This is a genomic window from Aromatoleum toluclasticum ATCC 700605 (assembly GCF_000378245.1).
Taxonomy (GTDB): Bacteria; Pseudomonadota; Gammaproteobacteria; order Burkholderiales; family Rhodocyclaceae; genus Aromatoleum; species Aromatoleum toluclasticum.
The window spans coordinates 86462-92767 of sequence record NZ_KB899512.1 but is presented as its reverse complement, the minus strand read 5'-3'; the positions used below and the strand labels follow the sequence as shown (position 1 = coordinate 92767).

Here is a 6306-nt window from a genome sequence, read left to right as displayed (position 1 = left end):
CACGCAAATTCGGCGGGCTGGTGGCCAACAACGCCATGAGCCTCACCGTGAAGGCCGGCGAGATCCTCGCGCTGATCGGCCCCAACGGCGCGGGGAAAAGCACCATGTTCAACCAGATCTCGGGCGTCGACACCCCGACCTCGGGCGACGTGCTGTTCCTCGGCAAGCCGGTCGCCGGGCGCGGCTCGCGCGAGATCGCCCGCATGGGCATGAGCCGCACCTTCCAGCACGTGAAGCTCCTGCCGACCATGAGTGTGCTCGAGAACGTCGCGATCGGCGCCCACATGCGCGGCGGCAAGGGCGTGTTCCCCGCCGCGTGGCGCATGGACCGCGCCGAGGAAGCGCGCCTCCTCAACGAAGCGGCGCGCCAGATCGAGCGCGTGGGCCTCGCCGAGCACATGTTCGATGCCGCCGGCAGCCTCGCGCTGGGCCAGCAGCGCATCCTCGAGATCGCCCGAGCGCTCGCCGCCGACCCCTGCCTGCTGCTGCTGGATGAGCCGGCCGCAGGCCTGCGCTTCAAGGAGAAGCAGGCGCTCGCCGAACTCCTCAAGAAGCTCAGGGGCGAAGGCATGGGCATCCTGCTGGTCGAGCACGACATGGACTTCGTCATGGGGCTCGTCGATCGCGTGGTCGTGATGGAGTTCGGCCAGAAGATCGCCGAAGGCCTGCCCGAGGAAGTGCAGCAGAACCCGGCGGTGCTCGAAGCCTATCTCGGAGGTGTGGAATGAACGGCATGAGCGTGGAGATCGACATGATCGGACAGACCCTCGACGAGGCGGGCAAAAGCGCCCCCGCCACCCCGCGCACGGTGCTCGAGGTGCGCGACCTGTGTGTGGCCTACGGCAAGGTGGAAGCCCTGTCGAACGCCAACCTGCGCGTCGGCGAAGGGCAGATCGTCACCGTGATCGGCCCCAACGGCGCGGGCAAGACGACGATGCTCTCCGCCATCATGGGCCTGCTCGACTCGCGCGGGCAGGTGACGTTCGACGGCGAAGTCGAGTACGTGCCGCGCGTCGAACGCATGGTCGCGCGCGGCATGAACCTCGTGCCGGAGAAGCGCGAACTCTTCGCCGAGATGAGCGTCGAGGACAACCTGCTGTTGGGCGCCTTCCAGCGCTACCGCTCCGGCAAGCGCGACCACGCCGAGACGATGAAGGAGGTGTATCACCTCTTCCCGCGGCTGGAAGAGCGCAAGGCGCAGATGGCCGGTACGCTCTCGGGCGGTGAACGCCAGATGCTGGCGGTGGGCCGCGCGCTGATGGCCAAGCCGAAGCTGCTGATGCTCGATGAACCCAGCCTGGGCCTCGCCCCGCTGATCGTGCGCGAGATCTTCCGCATCATCGGCGAGCTGCGCCGGCGCGGCGTGTCCATCCTGCTCGTCGAGCAGAACGCGCGCGCGGCGCTGCAGGTCGCCGACTACGCGTATGTGCTGGAGACGGGCGAGATCTCGATGGAAGGGCCAGCGAAGCAGCTCGCCGACGATCCGCGGGTGATCGAGGCCTACCTGGGACTGGGCGGGAAGCACCAGGCCATGCTGTCGACCTGAGTTGCCGACCTGAGCTCAGAGCTTGTGAAGAAATCGTAGCGAGCGGCCCGAGTTCGGCCCGAGAAGCGCAGCCGTACAAACGGTACGGCGAGCATCACAGGGGCGAAATCGGGTCGCGCAGTAGATTGATTCACAAGCTCTCAGGCCGGGTGCGCGTCGGCCGGTGGCTCCTCGCCTTCCGGCAGCGCGAGCAGGTTGCCCGAGACGATGCGCGGGAAGGCGTCGTGCGGGCAGTTGCGGAAGTTGGCCGTGTCGAAGAGCGGCGGCTCGTGGCGGAACACGCGGTAGCCGTGCTCGCGCAGCAAGGCCCGCAAGGGGGCGAGGCGGTCGGGTCGGTCGCATTCGACCACGATCAACGGACGGCAGCGCCCGATCAGGCCGCTTGCGCCGCGCAGCACGTCGAGTTCGCGGCCTTCCACGTCGATCTTCAGCAGGCGGCAGGCCGGCAGCTCCAGGTCGTCGAGGCATACGAGCTCGACCATGTCGCCCCCTCCCTCCATCTCGCCCACTAAGTTGACCACTGAGTCGCCCGCGTCGGCGATGCTCACGCCGCCGAAGTTCGCGGCTTGGCCAAGGTCCAGTTGCGGAACCACTGCCCGGCCCGCGGTCGCGCCGACCGCGCGGCGATGCAGTTCCACATGGCCGATGCCGCTGTCCGCGAGGGTCTGCTGCAGGCAACCGTGGATCGCCGCTTGCGGCTCGAAGGCGATCACGCGGCCGGTTTCGCCCACGCTGCGCGCCATTGCCAGCGTGAGCGTGCCGAGGTTGGCGCCGACGTCGACGGCCGTGTCGCCCGGCCGCAGCCAGGACGACAGCAGCGCGGCTTCCCGCGGCGAGTATTCGCCGTACAGCAGCAGCGACAGCGTGACATAGCGGTCGAAGAGCGGCATCGTGAGGATGCCGTCGCGGCAGCGGGCACGCACGAGGGGAAACTCGTTGCGCAGGATGACCCGGTCCCCGTCTGCGCTCGCGGCGGTGTCCGGCGGCGCATCCGCCTGGCCCGACAGCCGCGCGGCGAGGCCCGCGACCGGCGCGTCCCAGCTCCCGCCGAGCGGCTGGCGGACGAGGGTGGCCGAGGGGTACCAGTCGCAGCCTTCGCCGCCGAGGCCCCAGCGCCAGTCGTGCAGCCAGGGAACAAGGATCGAGATCGGCACGCCCAGCGCGCCGGCGAGGTGGGCCGGGCCGGAGTCGAGCGAGACGACGGCGTCGACGGCCTTCATTGCGGCAGCGAGGTCTTCGAAGTCGGCGATGTCGTCCGAGAGGTCGACGAGGGGGTGGCCGGCGATCTCCGGCTTTGCGATGGCGAACTGCAGCGACACGGGTGTCCAGCCCGGTAGCGTCAGCAAGGGGAGCAGGGCCGCTTCGGGCAGCCGGCGGCGGCGGTTTGCCGAGCCGGCCTGGCCGCCCATCCATACGATGCCGAGCTTGCGGCCGGGGTGGCTGGCCAGGCGCGCGGCGAAATGCGCGGCGCGCGCGGGGTCGTGCCCGAGGTAGGGCGCGGGCGCGGCAGCCTCGGCGGGCGTTGCCAGGCCGGCGATGCCGGGCAGGCTCATGAGCCCGCAGGCTGCGTCGAAGGCCGCGTCTCCGGGCAGGGCGGTCAGGATCTCGATCCCGTCCGCGCCGCTTGCGCGCAGGGCGATGCGTGCGAGCGCCGGGGGCACGAGCAGCGTCACCGCGCCGCCCGCACGCCGGATCGCGTCGGGCAGGAAGCGCAGCATCTGCAGCGTGTCGCCCAGGCCCTGTTCGGCGTAGAGCAGCAAGCGGCCCACGGCCTCCCCCGTCCATTGCGGCGCGCCGGAGAATTTCGCGCCGCCGTGGCGCGGGAGCTCCCAGCGTGCTTCGAACAGCGGCCAGCCCTCGCGGTAGCGGCCGCGCATCAGCAGCGCACCGGCGAGGCCGAAGCGCGCCTCGGCATTGCCGGGCCGGCGGGCGAGCCACGCGCGGTAGTGGCTTTCGGCCTCGTCGAGGCGCTGCTGTTCCTTCAGCAGGTGCGCAAGGTTGAGGCGGGCGTTCTCGTTGTCCGGCGCGAGGTTCGCGGTGATCGTGTCGCACAGCTCGGCGCGTGCGTGGTGTCCGGTTTCGTTGCAGGCTTCGCCGAGCAGCGCCCAGCCGCCCCAGAAGCGCGGGCTCGCGGCGATTGCCTGTTCCGCCTCGGCGATGCCGTCGTCGAAGCGCAGGGCCTGCACGTGATCGCGCGCCCTCATCGTGTGGAAGCGGGCGATCGCATCGTGCGCGAGTTCGCTGTCGCAGGTCTGCAGTTGCGCCAGCGCGGCTTCGGTAACGTCGCGGTCGCCCAGTCGGTGCGCTATGTCCAGGCTCTGTGCCAGCGCTTCGACATAGCGCGGGTTCAGCGTGACGGCGCGCTGCGAGGCCGCGAGCGCCTCCGCCGTGAGGCCGTCCGCGTCGAGCACCAGCGACAGGTTGTGGTGGGCCATCGCGAGACCGGGTGCGAGGCGCACGGCCGCGGCGAAATGCTTGCGCGCCCGCGCACGGTCGCCGAGCTGCCGCCAGGCTTCGCCGGCGGTGTTGTGGAAATTAGCGATGTCGGGCGCCGCGGCGATCGCCGCTTCCGCGAAGCGCGCGGCATCCGCGTGGCGGCCGCGCGCGTGGCAGATCAGGGCGCGCAGGTGCAGCGCGTCGGGATGCTTGGGAACCTTGCGCAGGAAGTCGGCGTAGATCGCGTCGGCTTCGTCGAGGCGCCCCCGGTTCTGCAGTGCGATCGCTTCCTGGAGTCGTGCCAGCTGGCTCGCGGAAATGGTTTTCTTCTTCATCGGCTCTTACGGGAGAGGGTTCCCCGCGAGCGTGTCGGCCGCGGCGGGTGGGCAAGCGGCTATTCTAGCTGCATGCGCACCCGCGCAGCCCGTTGTGCGTAGCGCAGCGAGGGGTTCAGCGCGTTGCCGGGGCGGCCGCCGGGACGAGGCGCGCGATCGGCCGGGCGGCGATGAAGGCGCCGAGCGACACGCACACCAGGCCCGCGAGCAGCCAGCCGGTCAGCGCCTCGTCGAGCAGCGGTGCCGCGGCGACGCCGGCGAGCACCGGCACCAGCGCGATCAGCGCGCCGACCCGCTCGGCGCCCAGCTTCTCGACCGCTTTCAGGAACAGGAGCATCGCGACGATGGTCGCGCCGAGGCCCTGGTACAGCCCCTGCAGCAACAGCGTGGACATCGGCACCGCGTCGAGCTGCTTGGGCAGCCACAGCAGGTAGACCGGCAGGTAGACCAGTGCCGAGCTGAAGGCGACGAAGCGCGTGAGCAGCCACGGATGGAAACCCCAGCGCTTGGCGAGCACGCTGTAGAAGGCCCACATCAGGGCCGACGAAAGGATCAGCGCGTCGCCCGCGAGCATGGCTGGCGACCACGTGCTGCCGCCCAGGTAGGACTGTGCGGCGAAGCCGACGCCCAGCGCGATGAAGGCGAGGCCGAAGGCGCGTTCGCGCGGCATGCGCTGGCGCGTGAGCAGCCACGCGACGCCGGCGACGAGGAAGGGTTGCATGCCGGGCAGCAGGATGCCGCCGTGCGCGGCCGGCACGAGCTTGAAACCCGCATACACGAGCACGCCGTACAACAGGCCGCCGAGCATGCCCAGCGTCCACAGGCGCGCATCGCGCCACGACCCGCGCGGCAGGCTGCCGGCGAAAGGCAGCAGCAGGAAGGCAGCCACGCCGAGGCGCAGGGCGAGGATGTCGTGGCCCGTCAGCGCGCTCTTGCCACCGAGGCGGGAGATGAGGATGAAGCCCGTCCAGATCGCCACCGTGCCCGCTGCGGAGAGATAGCCGATGGTCTGGTCCCGTCCGGTGCTCATGTACTGCTCCCGAGTGCTGTTGGTACGGCTGCCACGATATCGCTGGACATCGTTCGCGTAAAATGAATAATTATGATTCAAAGCATTTTTGCGAGAGAACGATGGACCTCGACGACCTGACCATCTTCCGCGCCGTCGTCCGTGAGGGCGGCATCACGCGCGCGGCCGAGAAGCTGCATCGCGTGCAGTCCAACGTCACGACGCGCATCCGCCAGCTCGAGGACAAGCTGGGCGTCGAGCTCTTCTTCCGCGAGGGGCGGCGCCTGATCGTGTCGCCGTCCGGGCGCGTGCTGCTCGACTACGCCGACCGGCTGCTCGCGCTCGCCGACGAGGCGCGCGCCGCGGTCAGCGACGGCACGCCGCGCGGGCGGCTGCGCTTCGGCTCGATGGAGAGCACCGCGGCGGCACGTCTGCCGGCGCTGCTCGCGCGTTTCCATGCGCAGTACCCCGAGGTGCAGCTGGAGCTGCGCACCGGCCCGACCGGGCCGCTGATCGCCGAGGTCATCGACGGCCAGCTCGAATGCGCGCTCGTCAGCGGCCCGGTCGAGGACGCGCGCATTGCGAGCGTGCCGGCCTTCGACGAGGAGCTCGTGCTGGTCGCGCCCGTGGGCCACCCGGCGATCGCCTCGCCGCGCGACCTGTGCGCCCGCACCTTGCTCACTTTCGAGCCCGGCTGCGCCTACCGTCAGCGGCTGCAGGCCTGGCTCGCGTCGGGCGACGTCGTGCCCGAACGCGTCGTCGAGCTCGCGTCCTATCACGCGATGATCGGTTGTGTCGCGTCAGGCATGGGCGTCGCGCTGGTGCCGCGCAGCCTGCTCGCGAAGCTGCCGGTGGAGGACAGCGTGTCCATCCATACGCTGCCGCCCGAGTTCGCACAGGCATGCACGGTGCTGATCCACCGTAGCGGCACGCCCGCCCCGACGGTACGTGCGCTGGCAGAACTGATCGGGCGCGGCTGA

General features: G+C 70.4%; 5 protein-coding genes. 3 read left to right on the top strand and 2 right to left on the bottom strand.

Annotated features, from left to right (window positions below; translation table 11 throughout):
* Positions 1 to 728: ABC transporter ATP-binding protein (locus F464_RS0125150; RefSeq protein ID WP_018992629.1), on the top strand; the 728-nt coding region annotated here is incomplete at its 5' end.
* A 23-nt stretch (positions 729 to 751) separates the two neighbouring features.
* Positions 752 to 1546, top strand: a complete 795-nt coding sequence (locus F464_RS0125145; RefSeq protein ID WP_026296306.1) for an ABC transporter ATP-binding protein — start codon at positions 752 to 754, stop codon at positions 1544 to 1546.
* A gap of 140 nt (positions 1547 to 1686) precedes the next feature.
* Here the strand turns inward: F464_RS0125145 and F464_RS0125140 are convergent, their stop codons facing one another.
* Together F464_RS0125140 and F464_RS29535 are read right to left on the bottom strand one after the other, a co-directional pair.
* Positions 1687 to 4317 carry an FkbM family methyltransferase gene (locus F464_RS0125140; RefSeq protein WP_018992627.1) on the bottom strand — a complete coding sequence of 877 codons (2631 nt, stop codon included), beginning with the start codon at positions 4315 to 4317 and terminating at the stop codon, positions 1687 to 1689.
* 115 nt (positions 4318 to 4432) lie between these two features.
* Entirely contained in the window at positions 4433 to 5347 is a 915-nt protein-coding gene (locus F464_RS29535; protein WP_018992626.1) for a DMT family transporter, read from the bottom strand.
* Between the two features lie 101 nt (positions 5348 to 5448).
* On the opposite strand from F464_RS29535, the gene F464_RS0125130 reads away from it, so the two are divergent.
* Positions 5449 to 6306: a LysR family transcriptional regulator gene (locus F464_RS0125130; protein WP_018992625.1), complete on the top strand. Its 858-nt coding sequence runs from the start codon at positions 5449 to 5451 to the stop codon at positions 6304 to 6306.

Excerpts from the sequence above, each read along its gene's own strand:
- F464_RS0125130 (WP_018992625.1), top strand. The coding sequence starts at position 5,449 with ATGGACCTCGACGACCTGACCATCTTCCGCGCCGTCGTCCGTGAGGGC.
- F464_RS0125140 (WP_018992627.1), bottom strand. The coding sequence starts at position 4,317 with ATGAAGAAGAAAACCATTTCCGCGAGCCAGCTGGCACGACTCCAGGAA.
- F464_RS29535 (WP_018992626.1), bottom strand. The coding sequence starts at position 5,347 with ATGAGCACCGGACGGGACCAGACCATCGGCTATCTCTCCGCAGCGGGC.
- F464_RS0125145 (WP_026296306.1), top strand. The coding sequence starts at position 752 with ATGATCGGACAGACCCTCGACGAGGCGGGCAAAAGCGCCCCCGCCACC.